The sequence below is a fragment of the Paludibaculum fermentans genome, assembly GCF_015277775.1.
Classification (GTDB): Bacteria; Acidobacteriota; Terriglobia; order Bryobacterales; family Bryobacteraceae; genus Paludibaculum; species Paludibaculum fermentans.
In genome coordinates this window covers 4,223,608-4,250,517 of record NZ_CP063849.1, presented here as the reverse complement: position 1 = coordinate 4,250,517, position 26,910 = coordinate 4,223,608, and the positions used below count along the sequence as shown (strand labels likewise).

Annotated in this window: 24 protein-coding genes; 13 read left to right on the top strand and 11 right to left on the bottom strand. The window is 64.6% G+C overall.

Annotated elements, in window-relative coordinates; genetic code table 11:
* Window positions 1–107: 107 nt before the first annotated feature.
* Together IRI77_RS16610 and IRI77_RS16605 are read right to left on the bottom strand one after the other, a co-directional pair.
* On the bottom strand, window positions 108–1,175 hold the full coding sequence (locus IRI77_RS16610; RefSeq protein ID WP_194453157.1) for a TIGR04053 family radical SAM/SPASM domain-containing protein: 1,068 nt from the start codon (window positions 1,173–1,175) through the stop codon (window positions 108–110).
* Between the two features lie 257 nt (window positions 1,176–1,432).
* A complete protein-coding gene (locus tag IRI77_RS16605) occupies window positions 1,433–2,134 on the bottom strand; it encodes a Crp/Fnr family transcriptional regulator (protein WP_228486770.1) in 702 nt (233 codons plus the stop codon).
* On the opposite strand from IRI77_RS16605, the gene IRI77_RS38660 reads away from it, so the two are divergent.
* The 3 genes from IRI77_RS38660 to IRI77_RS16590 all read left to right on the top strand — a co-directional run bounded on the left by IRI77_RS38660 (window position 2,086) and on the right by IRI77_RS16590 (window position 3,847).
* Window positions 2,086–2,361, top strand: a complete 276-nt coding sequence (locus IRI77_RS38660) for a 4Fe-4S binding protein (protein ID WP_407674088.1) — start codon at window positions 2,086–2,088, stop codon at window positions 2,359–2,361. The genes IRI77_RS16605 and IRI77_RS38660 overlap by 49 nt on opposite strands.
* Window positions 2,358–2,699 (top strand): cupin domain-containing protein, encoded by a 342-nt coding sequence (locus IRI77_RS16595; protein WP_194453154.1) that lies wholly within the window; start codon window positions 2,358–2,360, stop codon window positions 2,697–2,699. The genes IRI77_RS38660 and IRI77_RS16595 overlap by 4 nt, the downstream gene beginning before the upstream one ends.
* 551 nt (window positions 2,700–3,250) lie before the next feature.
* The gene (locus IRI77_RS16590; protein WP_194453153.1) at window positions 3,251–3,847 is read left to right on the top strand and encodes a J domain-containing protein; all 597 of its coding nucleotides are present in this window, start codon (window positions 3,251–3,253) and stop codon (window positions 3,845–3,847) included.
* On the opposite strand, the gene IRI77_RS16585 is transcribed toward IRI77_RS16590, so the two are convergent.
* The 5 genes from IRI77_RS16585 to IRI77_RS16565 all read right to left on the bottom strand — a co-directional run bounded on the left by IRI77_RS16585 (window position 3,844) and on the right by IRI77_RS16565 (window position 12,585).
* The gene (locus IRI77_RS16585) at window positions 3,844–5,037 is read right to left on the bottom strand and encodes a PepSY-associated TM helix domain-containing protein (RefSeq protein WP_194453152.1); all 1,194 of its coding nucleotides are present in this window, start codon (window positions 5,035–5,037) and stop codon (window positions 3,844–3,846) included. The two genes, IRI77_RS16590 and IRI77_RS16585, sit on opposite strands and share 4 nt — an antisense overlap.
* A gap of 11 nt (window positions 5,038–5,048) precedes the next feature.
* Entirely contained in the window at window positions 5,049–5,729 is a 681-nt protein-coding gene (locus IRI77_RS16580) for a Fe2+-dependent dioxygenase (protein ID WP_194453151.1), read from the bottom strand.
* A 15-nt stretch (window positions 5,730–5,744) separates the two neighbouring features.
* The gene (locus IRI77_RS16575) at window positions 5,745–8,165 is read right to left on the bottom strand and encodes a TonB-dependent siderophore receptor (RefSeq protein WP_194453150.1); all 2,421 of its coding nucleotides are present in this window, start codon (window positions 8,163–8,165) and stop codon (window positions 5,745–5,747) included.
* A gap of 294 nt (window positions 8,166–8,459) precedes the next feature.
* Window positions 8,460–10,790, bottom strand: coding sequence for an ATP-binding protein (locus IRI77_RS16570; RefSeq protein WP_228486769.1), 2,331 nt, complete (start codon window positions 10,788–10,790; stop codon window positions 8,460–8,462).
* Between the two features lie 40 nt (window positions 10,791–10,830).
* Window positions 10,831–12,585, bottom strand: coding sequence for an ABC transporter ATP-binding protein (locus IRI77_RS16565; RefSeq protein ID WP_228486768.1), 1,755 nt, complete (start codon window positions 12,583–12,585; stop codon window positions 10,831–10,833).
* A gap of 118 nt (window positions 12,586–12,703) precedes the next feature.
* On the opposite strand from IRI77_RS16565, the gene IRI77_RS16560 reads away from it, so the two are divergent.
* Window positions 12,704–13,720, top strand: a complete 1,017-nt coding sequence (locus tag IRI77_RS16560) for a peptidylprolyl isomerase (protein ID WP_323745367.1) — start codon at window positions 12,704–12,706, stop codon at window positions 13,718–13,720.
* Between the two features lie 110 nt (window positions 13,721–13,830).
* Window positions 13,831–14,742, top strand: a complete 912-nt coding sequence (locus tag IRI77_RS16555; RefSeq protein WP_194453148.1) for a DnaJ domain-containing protein — start codon at window positions 13,831–13,833, stop codon at window positions 14,740–14,742.
* A 17-nt stretch (window positions 14,743–14,759) separates the two neighbouring features.
* Here IRI77_RS16555 and IRI77_RS16550 read toward each other — a convergent pair whose 3' ends face one another.
* Both IRI77_RS16550 and IRI77_RS16545 read right to left on the bottom strand, forming a co-directional pair.
* Entirely contained in the window at window positions 14,760–15,971 is a 1,212-nt protein-coding gene (locus tag IRI77_RS16550) for an efflux RND transporter periplasmic adaptor subunit (protein ID WP_194453147.1), read from the bottom strand.
* Window positions 15,972–15,981: 10 nt separating this feature from the next.
* Window positions 15,982–16,521 (bottom strand): hypothetical protein, encoded by a 540-nt coding sequence (locus tag IRI77_RS16545; RefSeq protein ID WP_194453146.1) that lies wholly within the window; start codon window positions 16,519–16,521, stop codon window positions 15,982–15,984.
* A gap of 23 nt (window positions 16,522–16,544) precedes the next feature.
* On the opposite strand from IRI77_RS16545, the gene IRI77_RS16540 reads away from it, so the two are divergent.
* From IRI77_RS16540 to IRI77_RS16530, 3 genes are all read left to right on the top strand, one after another.
* Window positions 16,545–17,309, top strand: a complete 765-nt coding sequence (locus IRI77_RS16540) for a patatin-like phospholipase family protein (RefSeq protein ID WP_228486838.1) — start codon at window positions 16,545–16,547, stop codon at window positions 17,307–17,309.
* A gap of 34 nt (window positions 17,310–17,343) precedes the next feature.
* Window positions 17,344–17,682, top strand: coding sequence for a hypothetical protein (locus IRI77_RS16535; RefSeq protein WP_194453144.1), 339 nt, complete (start codon window positions 17,344–17,346; stop codon window positions 17,680–17,682).
* A 70-nt stretch (window positions 17,683–17,752) separates the two neighbouring features.
* Window positions 17,753–18,334 (top strand): 2'-5' RNA ligase family protein, encoded by a 582-nt coding sequence (locus IRI77_RS16530; RefSeq protein WP_194453143.1) that lies wholly within the window; start codon window positions 17,753–17,755, stop codon window positions 18,332–18,334.
* Here IRI77_RS16530 and IRI77_RS16525 read toward each other — a convergent pair.
* Complete coding sequence (locus IRI77_RS16525; protein WP_194453142.1) at window positions 18,312–18,797, bottom strand: DUF6982 domain-containing protein; 486 nt, start codon at window positions 18,795–18,797, stop codon at window positions 18,312–18,314. The genes IRI77_RS16530 and IRI77_RS16525 overlap by 23 nt on opposite strands.
* A 32-nt stretch (window positions 18,798–18,829) precedes the next feature.
* On the opposite strand from IRI77_RS16525, the gene xerD reads away from it, so the two are divergent.
* From xerD to IRI77_RS16500, 5 genes are read left to right on the top strand one after another with little or no spacing between them, the layout of a single operon-like run.
* Window positions 18,830–19,792: a site-specific tyrosine recombinase XerD gene (xerD, locus tag IRI77_RS16520; RefSeq protein ID WP_228486767.1), complete on the top strand. Its 963-nt coding sequence runs from the start codon at window positions 18,830–18,832 to the stop codon at window positions 19,790–19,792.
* Window positions 19,793–19,835: 43 nt separating this feature from the next.
* The gene (locus tag IRI77_RS16515) at window positions 19,836–21,158 is read left to right on the top strand and encodes a CCA tRNA nucleotidyltransferase (RefSeq protein WP_194453141.1); all 1,323 of its coding nucleotides are present in this window, start codon (window positions 19,836–19,838) and stop codon (window positions 21,156–21,158) included.
* Window positions 21,159–21,174: 16 nt separating this feature from the next.
* Entirely contained in the window at window positions 21,175–22,428 is a 1,254-nt protein-coding gene (locus IRI77_RS16510; RefSeq protein WP_194453140.1) for a BamA/TamA family outer membrane protein, read from the top strand.
* Window positions 22,374–23,969: a hypothetical protein gene (locus IRI77_RS16505; RefSeq protein WP_194453139.1), complete on the top strand. Its 1,596-nt coding sequence runs from the start codon at window positions 22,374–22,376 to the stop codon at window positions 23,967–23,969. The genes IRI77_RS16510 and IRI77_RS16505 overlap by 55 nt, the downstream gene beginning before the upstream one ends.
* Complete coding sequence (locus tag IRI77_RS16500) at window positions 23,969–24,751, top strand: phosphatase PAP2 family protein (RefSeq protein ID WP_194453138.1); 783 nt, start codon at window positions 23,969–23,971, stop codon at window positions 24,749–24,751. The genes IRI77_RS16505 and IRI77_RS16500 overlap by 1 nt, the downstream gene beginning before the upstream one ends.
* Here the strand turns inward: IRI77_RS16500 and IRI77_RS16495 are convergent.
* The gene (locus tag IRI77_RS16495; RefSeq protein WP_194453137.1) at window positions 24,701–26,872 is read right to left on the bottom strand and encodes a hybrid sensor histidine kinase/response regulator; all 2,172 of its coding nucleotides are present in this window, start codon (window positions 26,870–26,872) and stop codon (window positions 24,701–24,703) included. The genes IRI77_RS16500 and IRI77_RS16495 overlap by 51 nt on opposite strands.
* Window positions 26,873–26,910: the final 38 nt, after the last annotated feature.

The following is a 26,910-nucleotide window of genomic DNA, read 5'->3' as shown; positions in this document are numbered from 1 at the left end:
AGCTGCCAATCCACTCGCACTGAGCGAACAAACCCATTGCCCAGCCCGGCCACCTCAACCCGCCCCCAAACCGCCAATTCTCCGGATTTGAGGGATCAAACCCACTCTCAGGCCGCACTCGCCGGCACATACGAGCACCGCGGATCCGACTCCAGGTAATCCCCCGTCAAAGCAAACGCCCGGCTCCTCGACCCGCCGCACAGATTCCGGTACTCGCACCCGCCGCACTTGCCCACCAGCGCATCCGAGTTCCGCAGCACCCGGAACAATCCCGAGTCGCAATAAGCCTGCTGCAGCGGGGTCCGCCGCACATTCCCCGCCGACACTTCCAGGAAACCCGAAGGGAAGATCTCACCTGTATGGGAGATAAACAGGAACCCCTTCCCGTCATTGATCCCGGCCTGCCGCTGAATAATGCCCGCCGGAGCCCCCGCCATCCGAGGACCCGCTCCGCCCCCTTGCGCCTTCCGCCTCTGCGCCACATACCGCCGGTAGTGCTGCGCCTCCGTCGTCTTGATGTCGAACGAAGCCGTCAGCGACGTCTGGTACAGGTACTCAAACACCTGCTCATACTCTTCCGCCGTCAAATCGTCCGCCAGCGAAGCCCGCCCCGTCACCACCAGGAAGAACACACTCCACAACCGCGCCTTCTCTTCGCCCACCACCTGCGCAATCCGGTCCAGCGACCCCATATTGTGCCGTGTCACCGTCGTGTTGATCTGCGTCTCCAGCCCGATCCGCGCCGCATGACGCAGCGCCGCCATCGTCCGGTCGTAGGACCCGGCCACCTGCCGGAAACTGTCGTGCGCCGCCGCATCCGCCCCGTCCAGGCTCACCGCCATCCGCGATACGCCGCAATCTTGGATCCGCGACACCGCGTCTTCCGTCAGCAGCGGAGTCGCGCTCGGCGTCACCGTCGTCCGCAGCCCCAGGGCCACGCTCTCCCGCAGCAACTCAAACAGGTCCGGCCGCTTCAGCGGATCCCCGCCCGTGAACACCAGCAGCGGATCGCCAAAATCCTTGATCTGCCGCAGCGTCGCGCGCGCCTCTTCTAGGGACAGTTCGCCCGGATCGCGGTCCGGCCGCGCCGAAGCCCGGCAGTGCTTGCAGGCCAGGTCGCAGGCCTGGGTCACTTCCCAAATCACGAGAAAAGGAGCTTGTGAAAAGTCGCGCATAAGGTTGTCCGCCAACAACCTCAATTTATCTGGACTTTTTTGTTCTGTCGGTGACGAAAGTCACGGTCCCCCAGCCGTTTCAGCCGCATGCTGGAAACGTGATCAGCGGAAACTCACTTCGAAAGGCAGCCGCGGGTAGACATCCATCGATGTGCCCGGATGCCTCCTCGAAGCCCTCCGCCACCAGAACAGGACGGCGGACCCCCTGGTCCGCGCGGGGTCCCCTGACCCCGCCCACGTCGAATCTGGCACCCGTCTCAGTACTCGGTATCCGCCTCGGCCTGCAAGGCCGCCCGGTCCGCAATCTCGATCTGCCTCTTCACAATGCGGACAATCCCCTCGGCCTGAAATCGGGCCAGGTTCCGCGAAACCACTTCGCGCACAGTGCCCAGCCGCAGGGCCAGCTCTTCGTGCGTCAGCGGAATCTGGACGCTCCCATCGGACTCCCGTTCCGCCTGCAGCAGCGCCTGAGCCAGTCTCTGCCGCACGCTCCCGAACGTCACGGCCTCAATCACGCCCACAAGCCCGCGCAACCGCCGGCCCACCAGCGCCAGAACCTTGATCGGCACCTCCGGATGCTGCCGGCAGAACCGCCGGAAGTCCTCCTTTCTCACCAGGAAGATCACGCAATCCTTCAGCGCCGTCACCGTAGCCGGATAGTCGCCGTTGTCGAACAGCGGCACCTCCGCCACGCTCGACGGAGCCGACTCCACCCCCAACATAATCTCCCGGCCCGAAGGGCTGGTCTTCAGGATCTTCACGCTGCCCGACCCGATCACATGCAGCCCCTCGCAGGGCGTGCCTTCGAAAAACAGGGTCTCCCCGGCCGCGTACGTCTTTTCCACAGCGAGCGCCGCAATCTGCTGCCGCTCCTCGGGCGTCAGCGTCGTGAACAACGACGTCTTGTCGAATGTCTCCCGCCGCAGGGGAGATAGCGGAGATTCAGATGGCTTTTGCAATCGGGTTTCAATGTATCGCATGTGGAGCATGCCACTCAACGTGCCCAACCGGCGCCATCCAGCGAGCCAGGCCCCGCTTCCGCATCGACCCGCTCCTCTGCACGGAGTGCGTCCTCTTCGCCGGCGAACCCCTTTGCGTAACCGCATGTCCCGTCCGCGCCATCGTCGAGCTGATCCCGGCCCCTACCACCATTCTCAACAGCACTATAAACGGAGTCACAAAATGAGTGAAAAATACATATTTGTCAACGACTTGAAGGACCATTCGCCGCTGCCCGAGAACGGCATCCTCAGCCGTACCCTGCAGAACGACACCCGAACCAAGGTGATCCAGTTCACCTTTGCCCCGGGCCAGGAACTCTCGGCCCATACGGCCCCCATGCCGGCCACAATTTACATCGTCAGCGGCGAAGCCACCCTCCGCCTGGGAGAGGACACCATGGAGGCCGCCGAAGGCGCTTTCGCCTACATGACCCCGCTCCTCGAGCACGGCATCCAGGCCAAATCCGAGGTCGTCATGCTCCTGACCATGATCAAGAACCCGCCCGCCGACCCCAAACCCTAAACCACCCCGAGAACGTCCGCCCAAACCGTCAGTTCGCCGCAGCGCACGCTCCCGCCAACCGACAGGAGGGCGGACGCCCTCGTCCGCAGTCGGCACCCTTGCCGGCCCTCTTCTCCTCCACCACAACATCGAATGGTCTGCAGCCACCGCCCACCCGGACAGGAGGGCGGACGCCCTCGTCCGCAGCCGACCCCCTGGTCGGCCCTCTTCTCCTCCCCCACAACATCGAATCGTTTGCAGCCACCGCCAACCCCGACAGGAGGGCGGACGCTCTCGTCCGCAGCCGACCCCCTGGTCGGCCCTCTTCTCATCCACCGCAACATCGAATCGTTTGCAGCCACTCCCAACCCCGACAGGAGGGCGGACGCCCTCGTCCGCAGCCGACCCCCTGGTCGGCCCTCTTCTCCTCCCCCACAACATCGAATCGTTTGCAGCCACCGTCAACCCCGACAGGAGGGCGGACGCCCTCGTCCGCAGACGACCCCCCGGTCGTCCCACTTCTCCCCCCGTACACCCCAAAGATTCCCGCCCATCCCGCCGATACAACGCTCATGACCTCCGCCTCGGTGAACTACTACGACCTGCTTCAGATCCACCCTAAGGCCGAGCCCGAGACCATCCAGCGCGTCTACAAGATCTTCGCCGCCCGCTACCACCCCGACAACCGCGAAACCGGCGACGCCGAACGCTTCCGCCTCTACCGCGAAGCCTACGAGGTCCTCAGCGACCCCGCTGCCCGCGAACAGTACGACCTGAAACTGGAACTCACCCAGCCCGACGCCCTCCCCGTCTTCCAGTCCAAGGAGTTCACCGACGGCATCGACGCGGAAGCCAAAATCCGCATCGGCATCCTCTGCCTGCTCTACGCCAAACGTCGCGCCAACCCGGACTACTCCGCCCTCTCGATGCTCGACCTGGAGCACCTCATGGCCTTCCCGCGCGAGCACCTCCAGTTCGCCATGTGGTACCTGAAAGCGAAGAAGTTCGTCACCCAGGACGACCGCAGCAGCTTCATCGTCACGGCCGAAGGCGTCGACTACCTGGAAACCCAACTCCCCGGCAACGATCTCCTCTACAGGATCTTCCGCGCCTCCGAGTCGGGCGTCATGATCTATCCCAAGGCGCTGCTCAACAGCAAGAACCGCTAACCCAGCCTGTCTGCCTTGGCCGTCTCCACGACGTCGGCTTGGCGGCCTCGCCGCCGCCTCCACGCCGCCAGCCGCCGCAGCGACAATGCCACGCCCGTATAGACCAGGAACACCCCGCCCAGCGACACCAACCCCGCCACGGTCTGCCCCGTCACGCCGCCGGCCTCGCCCGTATGCACCCACCGCACCCAGGTCCGCAGCCGCCGGCCCGCACTCTGGTCGGAGAACCGCTCCAGCTTGACGGCCTCGCCGGACTCGCGGTCCAGCGTCACCGTGGTTCGCAGGTCCGGACGCCCGCGTTCCGCCCGGTCCAGGGTGAAGGCCAGCGGAGCCCGTCGCGGCCCGGCCGGCCGGAAGCTCAGCACCCGCCACTCCGGGTCCTGCCGCTTGGCGTTCTCCACCAGCAGATCGAGCCCCTCATAGGAGGGGGCGGCCGGCCGGCGTTCTTCGCCGCGCGGCCCGCGCCCCTCCCCACGCGGTGGGCCTCCTCCTGACCCACCACCTGCGCCCTGCACCGGCAGTTCGCTGCCGGTCATCCGGTACAGCAGGGCATTGGCCCATGGATACGACATCACCACTCCGCTGGCCACCACCAGCAACAGCGGCGCCAGCGACCAGAACCCGATCACGTTGTGCCAGTTGAAATCGCGCGCCTTGCCCGTCGCCTGGCCGTTGAACCACGTGACGGCCCGCAACGACGCTGCGGTCCAGCGCCTCGGCCACCACAGCACCAGCCCGCTCATCAACAGGAACAGAAACGCCAGATTGCACGCACCCGTAATCGCCCGCGCCGTCTGCCGCCCCGGTCCTTCCTGCCCCAGCCAGCGATGCCACGACGTCATCGACTGGAAGAACTTCCGGACCCCCGTATGCCCCTTGCCCAGCGTCGCGCCCGTGTACGCATCGACGTACACTGTGCCTTCCCGTCCGTACGTCAGCATCACCGGCTCACCCGGTTCAGCCCGCAGCGTCACCGTCGTGGGGGCCGCGGGCTGCGCCGCCAATAACGCTTCCAGCGGCATCCTCGGCCGGCCCGGCTGTTGAGGCGCCCGCAATCCACGGTCGAACCAGTCGATCGTCTGCCGCTCGTAAGTCAGCAGCACACCCGTCACCGACATGATCAGGACAATCACCCCGGCCACGCAGCCGGAGATCAGGTGGAGCCAGAAAATGGTCTTGCGGAAGGTCATCGCGGCTACCTCTACACGTCAGCCCAGCGGCGCAGCAGATTGTGATACACAGCGGTCAAGCCCACCACGGAAGGATGCTGCGGAGCCTCCTCCGACAGCCGCTGGATCGCCATGTCCAGGTCGAACATCAGCGTCCGCTCGCCGTCGTCCCGCACCATGCTCTGCAGCCAGAAGAACGAGCAGATGCGCGCCCCCTGCGTCACCGGCCTGACATGGTGCAGGCTGGTCGAGGGGTATAGGATCAGATGGCCCGGAGGCAGCTTCACGCTGTGCGCGCCGTACGTATCCTCCACCACCAGTTCGCCCCCTTCATACTCCTCCGGTCCAGCGAAAAACAGCGTCGCCGACAGGTCCGTCCGGATCCGATGCGGAGTCCCGCTCACCTGCCGGATCGCGTTATCCACGTGGTTGCCGAACGACTGCCCGCCCGCATAGCGGTTGAACAGTGGTGGAAACACCTTGGCCGGCAGCGCCGCCGCCATGAACAGCGGATTCCTCTCCAGCGCCGCCAGGATCAGGTCGCCCATCGCCCGCGCCGCCGGAAGATCCTCCGGCAGTTGCTGGTTGTTCTTTACCAGGCCGGACTGCGGCCCGGCCGTCACCCGCCCGTCAATCCAGTTCGCTTCATCCAGCAGGCGGCGGCAGTACGCCACCTGCTCCAAAGTCAGTACATCCGGGATCTGCAGCAGCATCGTTGTGTCCCGTGACTAGAACCGGATCCCAAAGCTGACCAGCGCCGATCGCGCCGCGCCCGGCACCACATGGCCGCCGCCCAAACGGTCGTAGTAATAGGCATTATTCAGGTTGTTGAGGTTCAGCCGCAGGTCCAGATGCCGGTTCACCGCATACGACGCATAGGCGTCCATCGTCCAGTACTTGTCCACCCAGCGCGTGTTCGTGTTGTTCCCATACCGCTTGCCCACCACGCGCGGCCCGCCGCCGAACATCAGCCGCTTGTACCGGTAGCTCGCCCACAGATTGAACGAATTCTGCGGAGCGTTCTGAATGGCCCGGCCCACTTCCGCCGGCGTGTTCGACTTCACGATCTCAGCGTCCATGAACGTATAGGCGCCGAACAGGCTCAGGTTGCGCGTCAGCTTGCCCGAAACACCGCTTTCAAGGCCCGATACCCGCTGCGTGCCCTGCAGCACCTGCGGCGGATCGTCCGGATTCAGCCCCGGTGTCCTCGCGTTGGTCTTGTCCACCCGGAACACCGCGCCCGTCAGCGACAGCCGCTCGCCGAACAGGTCCCACTTCGAGCCGCCCTCCACCGTATAGGTCTTCTCCGGCTGGATCGCCGTATTCGCCACACCGTAGGTCAGGCCCTCCAGCGAAGGGTTCATCGACGTTCCGTACGATGCGTAGAGGCTGCCATGCTCGCCCGGCTTGAATACCAGGCCCGTGCGGCCCGAGAGCATCTTGTCGACGCGCGTCACCGCCGCCGGCGTGGTGTTCACGCCATCGACGTCGAACCTCTCCCAGCGCAGGCCGCCGCTCGCCTCCCATTTGCGTCCGAACTTCAGCGTGTCGAAGGCATACACGGCCTGCGTGTTGCCCTTCACATCCCCAATGTACGGGCTGTTCGTATAGACGCCGGTGAAGGGATCCTCGGCATTCGGATTCAACAGCGTAGTAGTCGACGTGCCCGTCACCGTCCGCGCCGTCCGCAGGTTTGCCTCATGAGTCAGCACGAAGCCCGCGTTGTAGGCGTGACGGACCTTGCCGGTGGTCGCCGTCCCTCTCACATCCGCCTGGTTGTCGTAGATGTCGTCTTCCGTGTACCAGGCGCGCGCCTCGCGGTTGATCGTGGTTGATGTCGTGTTCAGGAACCGTGGCGGCGTCGCCAGCGAATCGCGCTTCGATTTGCCGTAGCGGAACTGATTCCGGAACGACAGGTTGTCGCTGAAGTCGTGTTCGAACCGCACCGTCGCCATGTCCGAGCTCAGCCGCTCGTAATCGCGGTTCGCCAGCCCATAGAACGTCTCGCGCGGCACCGGAGCCGGCTTGTCCAGATACCCCGTCAGCACCGTATTCGTGTTCGGTACCCACGGAATGCCGTAGTCGGGAATGTTGTCCTGCTTCAGCTTGTAGTAGCTCAGGGTGAGGCGCGTCGGCGAGCCCAGCCCGAAGGCCAGCGATGGCGCGAAGCCCCAGCGCTGGTTGTTGACAACATCACGGCCCGCCACGCCGCCGTCGTGCGACAGCAGGTTCAGCCGGAAGCCGGTGCGCTCCCCCAGGAACCGCACGGGCGTGTTCACATCGGCCGAGAACCGCTTCGTCCCGTCCGTGCCGAACATCACGCTGCCGCCATACACCGGCTTCAGCCCCGGAGCCTTGCTCACCATGTTGATGGAGCCGCCCGCCGACCCGCGGCCCGTGAACGCCGACTGCGGTCCCTTCACCACCTCCACCTGCTCCATGTTGAACGGATCGCGAGCCTGCGGACCCAGGTCTCTCGAGCCATCGACAAACAGGTCGTTGCGCGCGCTGAAGCCGCGCAGGTTCAGATTGTCCCCCGCCGGCGTACCGCCCTCTCCGGCCGTCATCGTCAATCCCGGCACATTGCGCAACACGTCGCGCAGCGTCGTGGCGCCCTGCTGCTCAATCAGCTCCTTCGGGATCACCGTGATCGTTTGCGGCGTGTTCCGCAATGGCTCCGTGTAGTGCGGCGAGGTCATCAGGACCCGCTCCTGCACCTCCAACGTGGAGTTGAGGCCCTCCAGGTCCAGCGCCACGACGCCCGTGCCGGCATTGGAATACACGACTCGCGTGCCCTTCAACGCCTGCTGCAACGCCTGCTGCAGCGTATACAGACCCGAGACGCCGGGCGATGCAAGGTCCCTGATTCCGGACTTGCGAATCTCAAATTGCAAACCACTTGCGGTCTCCAGCGCCGCCAGCGCCTCTCCCAGCGTGCCCGCCGGGATGTCATACCGCCTGACCTCCAGCGACAGCGCCTGCGCCGCCGGCCCCTGGGCGGAGGAGCCGGTCTGCGCGTTGGCCACGACAGTGCTGCCCACGGCTGTGTAAGCCACCAGCACACCGGTCGCCAGCCAGCGGTAGGCGATCGGCCATCTCTGGGCATAATCCCGCCGCGGCGCGGTGCGGCGCTTGATCCTGATACGCATGTGTCCCTCTCTGTGCGGCCATCCCAGGCCGCAATGCTTGGAAGTGAGGAACCGGCGCGCCTATAATCGGACGAGGTCGCCGGCCCTGACAGGTTGTCGATCTTCCGGGTCTGGACGCCGCTCGGCCAAGAGATGAACGTTTAGACCCGGACCTCTTCCGCGAACCTCCCCTGGGTCCGCCTCAGATATCCCTAAGTTGCAAGTGAATTGCAGATCTTTTAGTTAATATAGGGCAAGATCACGCGTTCTGCAACTGAGTTTCAATTGCGACGCGGAAAAAATGAGGGCGGGATCCTACATCCAGACCAGCGAGACCAACTGCACCTGGATGCCCGTCTTCTTCGGCTTCAAAGTGATGGAGCCGAACTCCTCGTTGCCGACTTCGGGAATGGCTGCAATCTCGTCCGCCAGTTGCTGATTCAGCTCCTGCAACCGGGCCTGCACGCTCTCCACCGTATCCGTAGCCAGCCCCACGTCGCCGCGCTCCTTGCCGATCTTCGTCGCCGCCCGCGCGGCCGTGCCGATGCGGTTGATGTTGGCGGCGCTGATCGTCTTGCGGCCCATGAACGCCCCCAGGATCGAGGTGCCGATGGACAGCACGGAGCTCAACGTCTGCGAGGTCGCCTGCGCCTTCTCCTGCTCCAGTTTCAACTGCGCCCGCTGCAATCGGTCATCCAGCGTCTGGAGCTTCGGCGCGTACTTCGCCCGCAGATCCTGGATCTGCCCATCCCGCGCCTCGCGAGCCGACTGCTGGATCCGCAGCCGGAAGTCCCGTTCCGCTTCGCCGATCCGCGAAAGCTCACCCGTCGACGGGCTCCGCAACAGTTCCAGCGACTGGTTCTGGAACAGCCAGGTCGCGAACGACTTCTGCCAGATGGCATAGTTCTTCCCGCGAGCCGCAATCGCCGGCAGTTCCGCAAAGGTCGCCCCATCCGTGGGCGTCTTCTCCAGATCGTTCAGGGGCACGTCCAGCGCCTCGGCCTGTGGCCAGTCCACCGGAATCGCCTCATCCGTGATGGGGCAGGCGTAGAGACAATCGCGCACCTCATCGACGCCCAGCTTGGCATCGGCAAACTGCACGCGGGCGACGCCGAGGATCCGCGGCTCATAGCTCAGCACGGAGCCCTTCAACGGCACGAACAACTGGCTCACATCCGGAGGCAGCACCGGCACCGTCGACGACTCGCCCGGCACCTCCGCCACCACGGCATCATCGACCACTGCCCGTGGCGCGGCCTGCATCAGCCGCTTGATCTCCGGCCGCGCCAGAGGACCCCGCAGGTAAGACAGCGTCCAACGCGTCTGGAACAGCACCGGGCCGTCCTCGTGCACGTTATTCAGCAGGAAGACGCGATTGCCCAGCCCGGCCAGGATCTGCTCCATCGCGCCGCGATCGAACTTCGCGCCGGTCGAAGCCGCTGCGCCTTCCAGCCCTTCCAGCACCCGCGCCTTGTCCCGTTCCGTCTGCAGCCGGCCAATGAACCACGTGCCGGTGTTGCCCAACCCCTTGTAGTCCAGGTCCACCGGATTCTGCGTCGCCAGCACCACGCCCAACCCGAACGCCCGCGCCTGCTTCAGCAGCGTCAGCAGCGGCTTCTTCGACGGCGGATTCGCAATCGGCGGGAAGTACCCGAAGATCTCGTCCATGTAGAGCAGAGCCCGCAGCGACGACGTGCCGCTCTGGCTGCGCACCCACGACAGGGTCTGGTTCAGTAGCAGGGAGACGAAGAACATGCGCTCCGTATCGCTGAGGTGCGCGATGGAGAAGATGCTGATGCGAGGCTTGCCCTTGGGCGTCCACAGCATCGCGTCGATGTCGAGCGGATCCCCGTTGAGCCACGCCTCGAAGCCCGGCGACGCCAGCAGATTGTTCAACGCCATCGCCAGTCCGAACCGCTCCTTCGCCGGGTAGAAGGAATCGAGATCCAGCACGCCCACGCGCTGGAACGGCGGCTTCTGGATCTGCCCGATGATGGACGCCAGGTCGAGGCTCGCGCCCGCCCGCCACGCCGTGTCCAGGATCGTCGACAGCAGGATGTGCTCGCGCGACTGCACCGGATCGGCATCGATCCCGGCCAGCGCCAGCAGCGACGTAGCCGTGGAGCTCACACGGTCCCTCAGCGCTTCACGGTCGTCCAGGATCGCCTGCGATGGCGCATCGAACGACTTGATGATGGAGACCGGGATGCCCGCATCGGAGCCCGGCGTATACACCGCGAACTCGCACGCATCGCGCAGCCGCTGGATCCGCGCGCCATCCTGCCCCCACTGCGCCAGGCCCTTCTTCCACTTCTCGGCTTCGGCGGCCGCAAACGCCGGCACTTCCAGCCCCTTGTTCCGCGCCTCGTCCGGGTTCACCCAGGGCTCGAAGTCGGCCGCCTCCAGGGCAGGGAACGTCAGCAGCAGGTTCGCCAGGTCGCCCTTGGGATCGATCACCAGCGCCGGAATCCCGTCGATCGCCGCCTCTTCCAGCAGGCCCAGGCACAGACCGGTCTTGCCGGAGCCCGTCATCCCCACGCACACGGCATGCGTCGTGAGGTCCTTGCTGTCGTACAACAGGGTCTGGTCTGTGTCCTTCAAACGGCCCAGGTAGAAGGCGCCGAGCTTCTCATAGTCAGGCAGCATACCTGCTCATTGTAGAAGGACTCGCTGCCCCGCGACCGGGCTATTTGGCCGCTTGCGGTTCGTCGAAAGTATCCCCTTCGCCGGGCGCCAGGAACAGGTTGGTTTCGATGCCGTGCTGCCGCGTATACAGATCGTAGTAGCGCCCGCGATTGGCGTACAGCTCGTGGTGCGCGCCCTTCTCCACCAGCAGGCCGTCTTCCATCACCAGGATCTGGTCTGCCCGCCGGATCGTCGAAAGGCGGTGCGCAATGACAAACGTGGTGCGGCCCTGCATCAGGTAGCCGAGCCCGTGCTGGATCAGCGCTTCCGTCTCGCTATCCAGGCTCGACGTCGCCTCGTCCAGGATCAGGATCCGCGGATCCGCCAGGATCGCGCGGGCGATCGAGACGCGCTGCTTCTGCCCGCCGCTCAGCTTGACGCCCCGCTCGCCGACCACGGTCTCGTACCCTTCCGGGAACCGTTCCGCAAATTCATCGACGCGCGCAATGCGGCAGGCTTCCATGATCTCGGCCTCGGTCGCATGCGGCCGCGCAAAGGCCACATTCTCGCGGATCGTCCCGTCGAACAGAAACGTCTCCTGCAGCACGACGCCCAACTGCGTGCGGTAGCTCGACAGCCGGACCTTCGAGAGATCCTGCCCGTCGACCAGCACCGTGCCGGTCGTCGGGGCGTGGAAGGCGGAGATCAGCCCGATGGTGGTGGACTTGCCGGATCCGGAGGACCCAACCAGTGCGGTCACCGTCCCGGGCGGCGCATGGAAGCTGACCCCGTGCAGGACTTCCTTGCCCTCCTCATAAGAGAAGTGGACGTCCTCGAACAGCACATCGCCGCGAATCGGACCCATCACCGCGGTCCGGTTCGGATCGGCGTCTTCCGCCTGCTCGTTGAGGATCTCGCGAGTCCGTTCCAATCCGGCCAGCGCCTCGGTCAACTGCGTCCCAATACCCACGATCTGGAAGACCGGGGCGACCAGGATGGCGAGGAAGGCGGTAAAGGTTACGAAGCCGCCCAGGGTCAAGGTGCCGTTCAGGATCTGCCGCCCGCCAACAAACATCACCAGCGCGCCCACCAGACCTAGAAGGACCGTGGCCGACAGGCTCATCAGGGAAACGCCCGTCAGTGACTGCAGCACGTTGTCCAGGATCCGCTGCGCGCCGGCCCGGAAGACGGTCTCTTCCCGCTCCTCGGCATGGTATCCCTTGATCACCCGGATGCCGCCCAGTGACTCCGTCAATCGCCCGGTGACCTCAGCCGTGATCTTGCCACGCTCCCGAAAGATAGGGCGAAGAGTCTTGAACGCCCGCTGTAAAACCAGCGAAAAGGTCAAAACGACGGCCAGTGCCAGCATGGTCAATAACGGGCTGATCCGCAGCAGCATGAAGAACGCCAGGAACGCCGTCAGCAGTCCGCCGACGAATTCCACCAGGCCGGTGCCCACCAGGTTGCGGACCCCTTCCACGTCGTTCATGATCCGCGAGACGAGCTGGCCGCTCTTGTTGGTATCGAAGTAAGTGACCGGCAACCGGCCGACGTGAGACTGCACTTTGCAGCGCAGTTCCGCGATCAGCTTCTGGGCCGACTTCGACAGTAACTGTGTGAGCCAAAAGGACGTTACGCCCTGGACCGTGGTCGCCGCCAGAACCGCCAGAATCAGCGGCGTCAGCAGTTCCGGCTTGTGCTTGCCGATGATGTCGTCGACCAGGTACTTGGTGGAACTGGGCAGCACCAATCCGGCGGAGCGGCTGATAAAGATGAGCCCGAGCCCCAGCAGCAGTTGATTCCGCCGCGGCTTCATCAGCTCCTTCACGTCCGGCCAGACAGCCTTCCAGCTTGTCGGTTTCTTCGGCCCGTCGCCTTTCAGGCGCGAGGGGGTTCTCTCAGCTTTAGCGGATGGGCGGGTTACCATGAGGAATATGCGAGTTCTCCTTATTGTGATGCTTGGCGGCGCCGTATGGGCGCAGGCACCTGCCGCCGCCCCCGCGAAGCAGGCGCCGACTCAGGCATCTCCGGCCAAGCCGGCGGCCGCAAAACCGGCTGCCACCCCGGCCGCGGCTCCCGCAAAGCCCGCCGCCGCTCCCGCCGCCGCTGCCAAGCCGGCCGGCGCCGACCCCATCGTCTTCTCCGCCGGTGCGAAGAAGATGACGAAAACGCAGTTCGACGACATGATGGCGAACCTCCCGGCCAACCTCAAGAACCAGTTGGGCGGCAACACCCCGGAAGCGCGCCGTAAGCTGGCAGAGCAGCTCAGCGAGATCTACACCTACGCCGCCGAGGCCCGCAAGCTCAAGATCGACGAGAACCCCTCAGTGAAGCTCCAGCTCCAACTGCAGGCCGAAAGCTTCCTCGCCTCCAACCTCTATCAGCGGCTCCTGGAACAGAACAAGCCGACCGAAGCCGCCGAGAAGGCCTGGTTCGAGGCCCATAAGGACGAGTTCGCCAGCGCCAAGGCCCGCCACATCCTCATCCGCTTCAAGGGGTCCCGCGTTCCCCTGAAGAAGGACCAGAAGGACCTGACGGAAGAAGAGGCGCTCGCCAAGACCAACGAGATCCGCGAGAAGATCGCCAAGGGCGAGGACTTCGCCACGCTCGCCAAGGCCGAGTCGGACGACACCGGCAGCGGCGCCATGGGCGGCGATCTGGGCGGCGCGTTCGGCAAAGGTAAGATGGTGCCCCAGTTCGACCAGGCCGTCTTCTCCCTCCCGATCGGCGAGCTCAGCCAGCCGGTGAAGACTCAGTTCGGCTACCACCTGATCCAGGTGCAGGAACGTGGCGCCAAGCCCTTCGACGAAGTGAAGCCCGAGATCGAACGCCGCCTGCAGTCGGAAGCCGCACAGAAGGCGATGGACGCCATCAAGGCAGCCGGCAAGCCGGTGCTGGATCCGACCTACTTTGGGGCGGCCGGACCCGCGGTGCCCACCGAAAAGCAGTAGCCCGCCTAACGGGACTCGCGCCCTCCGCGCGAGTCCCCCCACATTAAACCGGCGGCTGTTTCGTGAAGTAACCCTAATCAGATCGGTGCAGATTGCCGAACTGTATGGAGATGGCGGAAAACAGTCCCAGCGAGCGGCGCAACCGCAGGCGGATCCTCAAGACCCAGCCCGTCGAGGTTCGCATGACCTTCGACGATGCCTACAATGTGCGGCAGGCCGCGGCAGCGATGCTCGTCGACATCAGCGAAGGCGGAGCCGGTCTGCAGACGCGGGTCGCCCTGCCCATCGGCCTGGTCATTCAGCTCCGAGCGCCCGGCGAAACTTCGTCCATGGGTTTTGAGCTCGCCGAACGCGCCAAGGTCTGCTGGTGCCGCACCGGAGCCATGGGCTTCTACCGCGTGGGCCTGCTGTGCGAAGCCGCGGCGGCGGACAACGCCGGCGTGCACCTCGGCACCCTGCCCGAGGAAGACCTCTACGAGCTCCTGCAGCTCAACCCCAAGGCCCTCCACGACACCATCCACCGCGTCTATCGCCTGCTGGCCCAGCGCTATCACCCTGATAACAAAGAGTCCGGTAACGAGGAAGTCTTCAAGAAGCTGACGAAGGCCTTCGAGATCCTGGGCCATCCGGCGCGCCGCGCGGCTTACGACGCGGTCTACGCCCAAACGCTCAAGGCCCGCTGGAAGGTGTTCCATTCGCCCGAGTCGGCTCGCGGCCCGGCGGCGGAGAAGTCCAAACGCTACGGCGTGCTCAGCGTCCTTTACCGCAAGCGGATGCAGGACGTGCAGTCGCCCTCGATGAGCCTCTTCGAGTTGGAAGACCTGCTGGGGATCCCGCGCGACCACCTGGAATTCACGCTCTGGTATCTGAAGGAGCGCGGCTTCGTGACCCGCTCAGACAACAACCGCTACCAGATCACCGTGTCCGGTGTGGACCAGACGGAACTGATCGAGGCCGAAACCCAGCACCTACGTGTCGCGGAAGATCACCAGTTGCCGGCCGCCATGTCCCGCCCGGCCTGATCCTGCGCAACCGGTAGTTAAGGATAAACGGGCGTCACCGTCATGCCGGCCGCGATGGCCGATTCTGACGGCAGGGCCACGCTGTCGCCGTCGCTGACGCCGGATTGGATCTCGGCCTTCGTCTCGCTGGAGACGCCCACCGTCACCTTCTTCCACTCCAGCTTCCCGGCCTTCAGCACGAACACACCCAGCTCGCCATTCTCCCGGCGCAGGGCCGCTTTCGGGATCGTGATGGCGTTCTCCACCACCTGGGCCCGGATCTTGGCGTCGATGTTGGCGCCCGGCGGCAGGTCGTGATTCGGGTTGTCGGCCAGCGTTACCACCTCGCCCACCTGGCGGGTGCCCAACGCGATCACCTGGGTAGGGATCTCGTCGACGACGCCCTTCCACTCTCCGCGCGGTTCGGCCTGCCAGGTGATGGCGACCGGCAGCCCCTTGCGGATGCGCCCCAGGTCCGGTTCGTCGATATACACGGTCACCCGCAGCTTTGAGGTGTCGCCGACCTTGGCGACCAGGTCGCCCGCGCCGAGCCAGGCGCCCGATTTCGCCGCGAGATCATAGACCACGCCGCTGCGCGGCGCCCGGATCACCGACAGCTCTTTGCGGCGCTGCGCCAGGCTGACGGCCGCCTCGGCGTCCCGCACCCGGGCCTGTGCGACCGGGATATCCCCTTGACCCACCAGGGCCGTGCGGCGCGCCTGTTGCGCGGCGATCTGCGCATCCAGTTGGGCCAGCTTATCCTTGGCGGCGTCCAGTTCCGCGCGCGTCGCGGCTTGGTTCGTGACCAGCCGTTCCAGTGACGCAACTTCGCGCCTGGCCGGCTCGCGCTCCACCTGGAACCGCTTCAGTTGTCCTTCGATTTCAACGAGTTCCGCCGCGCGTCCGCCCCGCTGCAAGTTGGCCAGTTCAGCCTTCGCCTGCTCCAGCCGCGACTGCGCGGCGGCCAGCTCGGATTGCGCGTCGTTGTTCTCCAGCTCCGCCAGGACGGCGCCGGCACCCACGGTCTGGCCGCGCTGCACCAGCAGGCGCACCACCCGGCCCTCGCGCTCAGCGTGGACCGGAGACCACTCCACCGGCTCGGTTTTGCCGTTCGTGGTGAGCATGCTCACCAGCGTCTCCCTGTGGGCGCGGGCAAATGGCGATTCCGGCGGAGCATTGCGTTTGGAAGCCAACCACAGCCCGGCAGCGGCCACGATGACCAGGAACAGGATCCAGAACCAGCGTTTCATGAAACTGCTTCTATCGTCGCACGCGCGCACACCAGGCAAATAGTAACTGCCATTCTAAACGTTGGACCTCGCGAGCCACTCGTTCGGTTGCGCTGCCGGGCCGATTTCTTGCGGCCGCACAAAACTCAATGAAGGCAAACGGATCCCAGGCCGAACCGGACGGCTCATAGCCCAGCGCCCGGGCCCCATCGAACAGCTCGGGAAATACCGGATGGGCCCCCACCCGGCGGAACCAGTAGCCCGAGTTCCAGTCGTCCGGCTCCTGCCGGTGGACGATCGCGTGCCAGTAACTGCCCTCCAGCGTAGGTAGCTCTTGCGCCAAGGCGTGCGATTGCTCAAAACACGAGAAATACAACCACAGCCCGGCCATCGCCCCTTCCGGTGAACGAGAGCCAGGGAAAAGCTGCGCGGAGCCGGCCGATTCCAGCAGGGCCACTGCCTCCGCATTCGACGGTGTCTTGCATTCCAGCGGCAGCAGGCGCTCGCCCGAACCGTCCAGATCGAGGATGGCCGTCACGGCCGGCTGCAGGAACGAGGTGTCCAGTGCCATGATCTTTCCAGGAGCCTACCACTATTCCGCCGCCCGCAAATGACAAATCCGCGCTCGTCTTTGGCGGCGGAGGCATGTTCGGCGCCTACGAGGCCGGGGTCTGGTCCGTGCTCCAGGGCAGGGTCGAGTTCGACCTCTTTGCCGGAGCCTCCATCGGAGCCGTGAATGCCTGGGCCGCCGCCGCCGATTGCCGCGGTGAGGCCTGGATCGAGGAATGGTTGCGGCCGGAAATGGGATCCCTGCTGCAGTGGCGCTGGCCGCGCCGGCTCCTGGGCGGCTGCATCCAGCGGGATTCCTTCGAGCGCAGCATCCAGGACGTACACACCCGGCTGCAGCCGGTGAAGCCGTGCGCCGTCGCCATCACCGACGTGCTGCGCCGCCGGCCGCGCGCCATCCTGACACCCGGCATCGATTGGCATCACCTGGCGGCATCCTGCGCCCTGCCGGGCATCTTTCCGCTCTACCGCGTCGATGGCCGCCTCTCCATGGATGGCGGCCTGCTGGGCTCAGTCCCCCTATGGGCCGCCGTCGAACAGGGCGCGACCACCATCGTCGCCGTCAACCTGCTGCCCAGCGGCGGACCCTGGTGGCTGCGCACGGCCCGCCAGGCACTGCTCAAGCTGTCCCATCCCGGTGCACCAGCTCCGGCCGGGATCCGGGTTGTCTGGATCGAACCCGCCCAGCCGCTCGGCACCGCCCGCGACGCATTGGCCTGGACCCGGGACAACGCCCGCAGGTGGATCGACCTGGGGCGAAGAGACGCGGAGCGCGCGATTCAAACATTTTGACTTGACCCTGTTTTAAGAGGGAGAATGTGGCGGTATGCCACTGTTCCGTCTACACCGGATGAAGGAAGTCCCGCGGCAGCAGTTCCGCTGGGCTCCGCACACCAGCGGCGTCACCGCCATCAAGCCCAGGGACTTTGACCCGGCGGGCGAACTGCAGGCCGCCGGCTTCTACGACGCCTGGATGAACCTGCGCGGCACCGAAGGCGCTCTCGAGATCGGTGATGTCCTTGAATCCGAAGCGGGGGAGATCCGCATCTGCAAGTATGTAGGATTCGAAGAAGCCCGCTGGGTTCTGCCGGAAGTGAAGAGCGGGCTGGAATCGGCGCCATTGGCCGCCGGGTCACCGGTAATGCAGTCCGCCGGACTAGGCTGAAAGTTCAGGTTCGGCGGGGAGTACGAGAGGGCTGAATCTAACCCTCTAACTCCGGTTAGAATGGAACCTGATGGACGCTTCATCAAATGGGCATTTGGTGGGGAGGTGCTGTTTCGGCTACTACGCCCTCGTACAGTACATCCCCGACCCACTGGGTGCCTTTCTCAACGAGCTCCGGGCTGAACTGGTCCCCGGATGCAAGCTCAGGGCGCATGTTACCCTCCTGCCGCCCCGCCAGTTGAAAGCCTGTCAGGACGATCTCGTCGAGGATCTCGCTCCTAAGATCCAGCGGCTCAGTCCCTTCGAGGTCACCCTCGGAGAAGTCGAGCTGTTCCCGGGTACCAATGTGATCTACCTGAACCTGGAACAGGGCCGCACCGCGATCGAGGAGTATCACCAGGAACTCTCCGGCGGCCTGATGGCCTATGACGAGCCGTTCCCCTTCCACCCGCACATCACGCTGGCCCAGGAACTGCGGCCGGAAACCGTGGCGGAGAAGCTGGAGTATGCTCGTCAGCGCTGGGCGTCCTACCGGGGCAGCCGCTCCTTCGCCATCCATCATGTCGTCTTTGTGCGGAATAGCAATCCGACGAAGTGGGACACGCTGAGCGAGTACGAGCTGCCGGAAACTACTCTTCTGCGAACAGCCTGATCTGCTGGGGTTCGGCTTCGGGTCCGGACCTCTTCCGTTTTCCGCCCACGACGCCGAGCACAAGCACCTGGCTCAGGGCCTGCCTGGGCACAAATACGCGCTGCGCGTTACCGGCTGCCTCGGGCGGGCTCAACGCATAGCCCTGCGGCTCGATCACCAGCAGATTGTTGGGGATGACGCCTTCCAGCAGGTCGCCGTCCCGGAACTGCAACTCCACCCAGAGGCCGGATGTCTTGGGGCGCGCGAGGAATTCGCGGCGTTCCGCCAAGACCCCATTCCCTTCCAGGTCCCGGACAAACGAAACCGCCTTCACCTGCACGTACGGAATCACGGCAACGCTGCCGTCGGGGCTGAGAATCTCCACTCCAGACGCCTGTAAATAGGTCTGCGGATGCACAAAGCCGCGGATGCGTTCACGGTCGAACCGTTCCAGGATTACTTTTTTGGCGGTCGAGCCACTCAATTTGGGAGTTCTTCGCGGAGCGTGGGGGATGAATGGGCCACGCCAAGCGGTCCTTTACTTTCAAACAATTACGCAAGTATTGTATCATTGCAGCGATGACAACCGAGGGCGCTCTCAGCCCGGCGGCTGAGGCTTTTTTGACCTACGCGCGCGTCGAGAAGGGGCTAGCAGCCCTCTCGTTGTCTGCTTACTCCCTTGATTTGAAGGACTTCCATCGATTCTGCGAAGCCCGCAAGGAAACTGGAGTACCGGGCGAAGAGACGGTGCGCCAGTATCTCGACAGCCTGCCGGCCCGCGGCCTTTCCAGCCGCTCCATCGCGCGGCGTCTCAGCACATTGAGAAGTTTTTATCGATTTCTCCTCAGCGAAAACCGCATTGGCGAGGACCCCACCGCCCTGCTGCAATCGCCCAGACAGTGGCAGAACCTCCCCAAGTTCCTGAATCTACAGCAAGTTGAAGATCTTCTCGCGGCTCCGGACACGTCGACGCCTACGGGCTGCCGGGATCGTGCGATGCTGGAAGTTCTCTACGCCTGCGGTTTGAGGGTGTCTGAGCTGTGCACTCTCAAGGTGACCGACCTGAATCTGCAGCTCGGATTCTTGCGTGTGACGGGAAAGCGAAACAAACAGCGGCTAGTACCTCTCGGGAGTAAGGCCCGGGAGTGCGTCGAGGCGTATCAGACTTCCGCCCGCAGTGCCATCCTGAAGTCCAAATCGAGCGCTTACCTGTTTGTCACCCAGCGCGGCGGTGCCATGACGCGCCAGGGTTTCTGGAAGTTGTTGGGTGGACACGGCCGGAACGCCGGCATCTTTCATCGGCTGACGCCCCACGTGGTGCGGCACAGCTTTGCTACTCACCTCTTGGACCGGGGAGCGGATTTACGCAGCGTGCAATCGATGCTGGGGCATGCCGACATTGCCACCACACAGATCTACACGCATGTGCTGAGGTCTCGGTTGCGCACCGTGGTGGATAAGCACCACCCACGGAGTTGACCGGAGTTCGGCCAGTGACGGGGATGCCGGAGATGGAAATGTCATGAGCGATTACATGTTCATTCTGGAGAGCCACCTCAGCGCGGAACAAAACACCGTGCTGGCGTCAGTGCAATCCGCGGCGGCCGAGGCGAACCTGAGCCTGTTCCTGACAGGCGGCGCCATGCGCGATATGCTCGGCGGCTTCCCCATCCGGGACCTCGACTTCACCGTCGAGGGTCCGGCCCTGAAGCTGGCCAAGAACATGGTCAAAAGCGGCATCGCGGAGATCGTCTCCATTGATGAGCACCGCAAAATGGTCGACGTGCGCTTTCCGAACGGCGTCAGGTCGGAAATCAGCATGGCCCGGCAGGAAAAGTACGGCAAACCCGGGGCCAAGCCCCAGATCACGCCGGCAACCGTCCACGAAGACCTGCGCGGCCGCGATTTCACCATCAACGCCATCGCCCTCTCGCTCAACCGCGCCTCGCGCGGCCTCATGATCGACCCCACGAACGGCGCGTCCGACCTGGAACGCAAGGAACTGCGGGCGATCTCCAACTATTCCCTCTACGACGACCCGGTCCGGCTGCTCCGCCTCATCCGTTTCAAAGCGCGGCTGGGCTTCACTATCGACGAACGCACCCTGCAGCAGTTCAAAAACGCGCGCGAGGCCGGCATGGAGAAGTACATTCCCGGCCGGGCCCTGTTCTCCGAATTGCGCCAGATCGCCCTCGAATCCAGCCCCTACGACATCCTCAAGGAACTCGAGGATCACGACATGCTGAAGCTGTTCAGCCCGGCGCTGGCCGGACCCAAGCTGAACGCCGCCGCCTTCCAGAAGATCACCAAGAGCAAGGCCATGATCCCGTTCGGGGCCGGCTTCACCGTGGATTGGTATGGGCTCTCCATGTACTGCATGACGCAGTTGCTCTCAGTGAAAGAGCGGGCTCAGCTCATCGAAACCACGAAGATGACCAAGGAAGAGGCCGATCCCTGGCAGAAGCTCGAGGCGCGGGCCAAGAAACTGGAATCGATTCTCAAATCGGCGAAGCTCTCCCGGGCATCGCATGTATACGACGTCCTGAAGAAGGCGCCAGGAGAAGAGACCCTGCTGCTTTTCCTGAAATCGACCGAACGGTCGGTGCAGGACCGCATCAAGAACCACTTCACCAAATACCTGGCGACCGCGATGGACGTGACGGATGCCGAGGTGACCCAGGCCACGGGGCTGGAGCCCGGCAGTCCGAAGTTTGCCAAGGCCAAGGATGACAGGATCAACGCGCACCTGGACGGACGCATCCGGAAACCAGTACCCCCACCGGAACCCGAGCCCGCTCCGGCACCCCCCCCAAAGGGTATGGTCCGGGGATCGCGGTTCCGCTAAACTTACCGTAATCGTCTTGATTAGAAACGTAACACTCATCACTCTCCTGGGCGCCCGAATTGTGTTCGCACAAGCCGTAGCCCCGGCACCACCCGAATCGCGGGAGGAGGAGATCGCCCAAGAGCAGGCGAAGAAGGCCGAAAGCCTGAAGAAGCCCCAGCTCGAGAAGGGTGAGGCCCTCTTCGACAAATACTTCAACTCGGCGCTGCGCGGAATTCTCGCTCCCAAGGTGGGCTTAGGTGTCCGCATGGGCGGCCTGGTGACGGGCTCGGGCTTCGCCGCGGGCGTATTGTACAACCGCCCCGACCTACTGCACGAAAACCTGATCTTCCGCGCCTCTCTCGCGGGCAGCCTCAAGAAATACTGGGCTGGCGCAACGGAACTGTCCCTGCCGCACCTGGCGGGCGAGCGCATCCGCGCCAGTTTCTTTGCACGGCACTCCGACGCGCCGCGCAATCCTTATTACGGCTCCGGCCCGAATTCGAAGGAAGGCGACCGTACCTACTTCCGGGAAGAAGACACCTCGTTCGACGGGCGCCTCTCCTGGCGGCCGGACCGCCGCAACTGGGACGTCGGCATGTACGCCGGCTACCTGCGGGTGAATGTGGGCCCGGGCACGAATAAGGAGTACCCCTCCTCCGACACGCTCTTCCCGCCCTCCATGGCGCCGGGCATCCAGCAGCAGACCAACTTTGTCCGCTATGGGCCTTTCGCCCAGGTGGATTTCCGGGACAATCCGGGCAATCCGCATCGCGGCGGCAACTATGTGGCGCGCCTGCTCAACTACGACGACCAGAACGGGCGAGGCTACAGCTTTCGCCGCTTTGACGGCTGGACGGAGCAGTACTTCCCGTTCTTCAACGAAAAGCGCGTGATCGCACTGCGGGCCCTGACGGAGCTCAGTTGGACGGACCGCGGCAATGTGGTGCCGTTCTACCTGCAGTCGACCCTGGGTGATGCAAACGACCTGCGCGGCTACAAGCTGTTCCGGTACCGCGACAACAACAGCATCCTGCTCTCGTCGGAGTACCGCTGGGAAGTGGCTCCGGGCCTGGACATGGCGCTGTTCGTGGATGCCGGCCGGGTCTTCTCGCATCCCAGCCAGATCAGCCTGGATAATTTGCGATACACGGGCGGCTTCGGTTTCCGGGCCAAAACACGCGACACGGTGGTGCTGCGGCTGGATACAGGATTCAGCCGCGAAGGTTGGATGATATGGTTCAAATTCGACAACGCTTTCTCGCGCGAAATCTTCCGCTACTTGTTCTAGCCGCGGCTGCGTGCGTGGCGCCGGCCAGCGGGCAGAAGCCCCGCTTCTACCCGGACGATCCCATTGCGCGCGTACCGAAGCCCGTTCCGGTCAAGAGCGTGGAGACCCTGGACCCGAACGACCTCTACGACTTCTTCTACCAGTCGCTGCGCGAGCCGGTACTGAAGATCGGACCGTCGCAGGCCATCAACACGCTGGGCGAGGTGCCGGATAGCGATTGGTTCACCAACCGGCACAGTCTCGGCCACCGCTTGAGCCTGGAAGCGCTGAAGCGCGGTCCGGGCGACAGCAGCGCGCCGCAGCCTCCGTTTCTGGTGGTCGGCGCCAAAACCGACGGCATCACGCCCGGCTTCCGCATGACCGACGCCAAGGGCCGGTTGTACTTCGTGAAGCCCGACCCGCGAACGAACCCGGAAATGGCCACCGCCGCCGACGTCCTGGGGGCCCACTTCTTCTACGCCCTGGGCTACAACACACCCGAGAACTACATCGTCAACATCAAGGACGAGGAACTCAGCATCAGCCCCAAGGCCAAGGTCACCGGCGTCAATGGTAAACCCCGGCCGATGACCCAGCGCGACATCGACCGCCTGAAGTTCAAGATGGCGCGCCGTGCGGACGGCAGCCGCCGCGTCATTGCCAGCCTGGCCACGCCGGGCAAGCCGGTGGGCCCGTTCAGCTATGAGGGCATCCGATCCGACGATCCAAACGACCTGGTCCCCCATGAGACCCGGCGCGACCTGCGCGGCATGGCCGTGTTCTGCGCCTGGCTGAACCACACCGATGCCAAGGGCCGGAACTCGCTGGACGTCCTGGCTGGACCCGAAGGCGCTCAACGCATACGCCACTTCCTGATCGATTTCGGCTCCATCCTGGGCTCCGATAGCGACATGCCCAAGGACGCGCGCAACGGCAACGCCTTCATCATTCCCACCGGCCGCAATGCCCTGAAAAAGATGGGGCAACTGGGCTTTGCGCCTGAGCCGTGGGAGACCGCGGCCTACCCGCACCAGCCCGCCATCGGCCGGTTGGAATCCAAAGTCTTCGATCCCCTGAAGTGGGCCTCCAACTACCCGAATCCCGCTTTCGTGCAGATGCAGCCCGACGACGCCTATTGGGCCGCCAAGCGCGTGATGGCCTTCAGCGACGAGGACATCCGGACCATCGTCGAGACCGGACAGTATTCCGACTCGTCCGTGGTGGACTATATCACCAAGACCCTGGCGGAACGCCGCGACAGGATCGGGCGGGTCTACTTCACCAAGGTGCTGGCATTGGAGCAGTTTTCAGTCGATGGCGGCGTCCTGAAGTTTGAGGACCTGGCCGTGAAGTTCAACTTTGTGCAGCCCCGGCAGTACGACACAGCCTGGTTCTCCTTTGACAACGCCACGGGAGCCATGACGCCCGCCGCGGGGCTCGATCAGGTCGGCAGTGCGTACGCGGCGGCTCGCATCGCGATGCGCGGCGACAGTACGAAATCAGTCACGGTTTACATCCGTCGTAACAGCGGAGCAATTGTGGGAATCGAAAGGGTGTGGTGATGCGCCACTGGTCCGTGCTGCTTTCTCTTGGTTTGGCGGGCCTTACCGCTTTCGCACAGACGCCGCTGGACACGCCCACGGATCCTGAGCCGGAACCGGCTCCGCCTGCCGTGGCGGCGCAGCCCAGCCCACAACCCGGCAACCCGGCCACCCGCTTCCTGCGCGACGTGACCGCGGATCAGAAACGCATCTGGACCTCGCCCTTCCACATGACGCAGCGGCAGTTCTGGACCATTGCCGTGCCGTTGGTGGGTGGGACCGTGGGCCTGAAAGCGCTGGACCGGCGCATCAGCGACTCTTTGCCGAATACGGCCGACCAGATTCTCTGGAGCGGCCGGGTGTCTCGGATCGGGTCAGGCTACGGCTTGGCCGTGGGCGCCGGAGTGACCACCCTGGTGGGCCACTATGGCCACGAACCCGCTGCCACCTCCATGGGCCGGGCCGGCGTGGAAGCGCTCGCGAGCGGACTGCTGGTGACCTATGCGACGAAGTGGGTGTTCTGGCGCGAGCGGCCCGATGCGCCGGGCGGGCGCGGCAGCCTGTGGAGCGGCGGATCGAGCTTTCCGTCCGGACACACGTTGAGTTCCTTTGCGGTGGCGACGGCCATCGCGCAGAACCGGAAATGTCCGAAGTGGGTGGCTGTGACGCTGTACGGCGTGGCGACGGCGGTCAGCCTCTCCCGCGTGTCCTCGAGGCGGCACTTCTCGGCCGACATCTATTTCGGTGCGTTCTCAGGCATCCTCATCGGGCGTTCGGTCGCCCGTGCCGCTGAGAACCGCTGATTCTGGCGGCGGAACGGAGTTGCGGAAGGCGGTCCGGGGCTCGACCCACGATGCCAGGACCCGGCTGAATTCCGCCAGGTCGATGGGTTTCGCAAGGTAGTCGTCCATCCCGGCGCTCAGACAGCGCTCGCGCTCTCCGCCCATGGCGGCGGCGGTGAGGGCGATAATCGGCGTGCGCCGCAAGCCCTTTTCCAGCCTTCGGATCTCGCCGGTCGCCTCGTAGCCATCAATGCCGGGCATCTGGCAATCCATGAAGACCGCGTCGAACTCGGCCTCGCGCCACCTCCTGATGGCGCTTTCGCCGTCATTGACGATGGTCACCTGATGGCCGGCACGCTCGATCAGCCGCTTTGCGATGCGCTGGTTCACGGCGTTGTCCTCGGCCAACAGGATGCGGGCTGCGGGTTGGTTCTCGTGCGGGGCCGGCAGGCACAGTTGCCCGTGCATGGGCGGCGTGGTCCCATTCAGCTTCGCCAGGGAAGGCGGCAGCGGAACGGTGAACCAGAAGCTTGCGCCGCTACCCTCGACGCTGGACAGGCCGATGGTGCCACGCATGGCCTCCACCAGTTGTTTGGCGATGGCCAGCCCCAGCCCGGTGCCGCCAAACCGGCGTCCGATGCTGCTGTCGGCCTGGACGAACTTCTCGAAGATCCTGGCCTGCTTTTCCGGCGCGATGCCGATGCCGGTGTCCGTCACCGTGATCCTGGCCATCGGAGCGGGCTCGCCGGAATCGGACGTCACGCTCACGCGGACCTCACCGTTGGAAGTAAACTTCAGTGCATTTGAGATCAGATTGCTGAGCACCTGGCGGATTCGCACCTGATCGCCCAGCGCGACGGCCGGCAGGCTGTCCAGCCCCTCCACGGCCAGGCGCACCCGCTTGGCGTTCGCTTGCGGCTCAAACACGCGCACGGTGTCGCGAATGAGGCCGGCCGGCTGCATCGGCCGGGACTGAACCACCAGCCGGCCCCGTTCAATGCGCGACAGATCCAGCAGGTCGTCGACAATCCCGACCAGGACCTGGCCGGAATTCTGCATCATGTCGAGCAGGTCCTTCTGTTCGGATTGCAGCGGCGTGTCCGCCAGGATCTGCGACAACCCAAGGATGCCGTGCAGCGGCGTGCGGATCTCATGGCTCATGTTCGCCAGGAACTGCGATTTGGCGGCATTGGCCGCCTGCGCGGCCCGCTTGGCCCGGCGCATCCTCACCAAGGCGAAGTAGAGCAGGATGGAGAGCAGGCCGAGTACGGCGGCCAGCATCAAAGAGAGGCGGCGGGCGGAATAGGCCTCCTGGGCGCGGTACATGGTCTCCGCTTCTCCGCTGTAGTAGTAGTTCCAGCGGCGCAGGAGACGGGCCATGGTGCCATCGGAGAGCATGCCGTCGATTTCCAGCCGCAACCGGTCTGCCAGTTCCGCACTCTCCTTGGTGGACGCCAGCCCAAGCTGTGAGGCAGGCAGGTCGAGCCCTATGGAATGCAGTTCGACATTGCCGCAATCCGGCGGGCGCACCAGCGCCGCGCGTTGAGCGGCGCGCGATTCCATGAGGGTGGCCTCCACCTGGCCCCGGCAGAGGGTGGAGAGCGCCTCTTCCCGGTTCTTCGTGCCGACGATCTCAGCGTTCGGGAATTCCTTGCCGGCCAGCGATTTGATCAGGGGGAGGTTCGCCAGGGCAATCTTCCTCAGCCGCTGCTCTCCGGCTGGAGTCGCCAGTTCCGGGTCCCGTGTCAGCAGCACGTAGGTGTTCTGGAGGTAGGGCCGGGTGAGATGAAAGGCGGGCCAGAAGTCCGGCCGGTAAGATAGAAGCGGCCAAACCTGTACCTTTTTGTCGCCGAGGGCCAAGGTCGGTCCCTCTACCCGCAACCGCCAGTCCAGACGGATGCCCGCACGCCGCGCCGCCTCGTTCACGACCTCGGCGATCATGCCCTCCGCCTTCCCGGAGCGGCCTATGTAGTGGTAGGGAAAGGCGTTGTCGGTGCCGATGATACACACCACCGGCGCTGGAGCGGTGCTCCGGCGTTGGAGGAAGAAGCCTGCGGCGGCCACTGCGACAGCCAGGCCGAGCCCCGAGACAACGATAACGCGTGTGCGCTTGCGGCCCCACAACTGGAAAGCGGAAATCATTCGCCGGGAGATCCCTAATCCTTATCGAACATTATGTC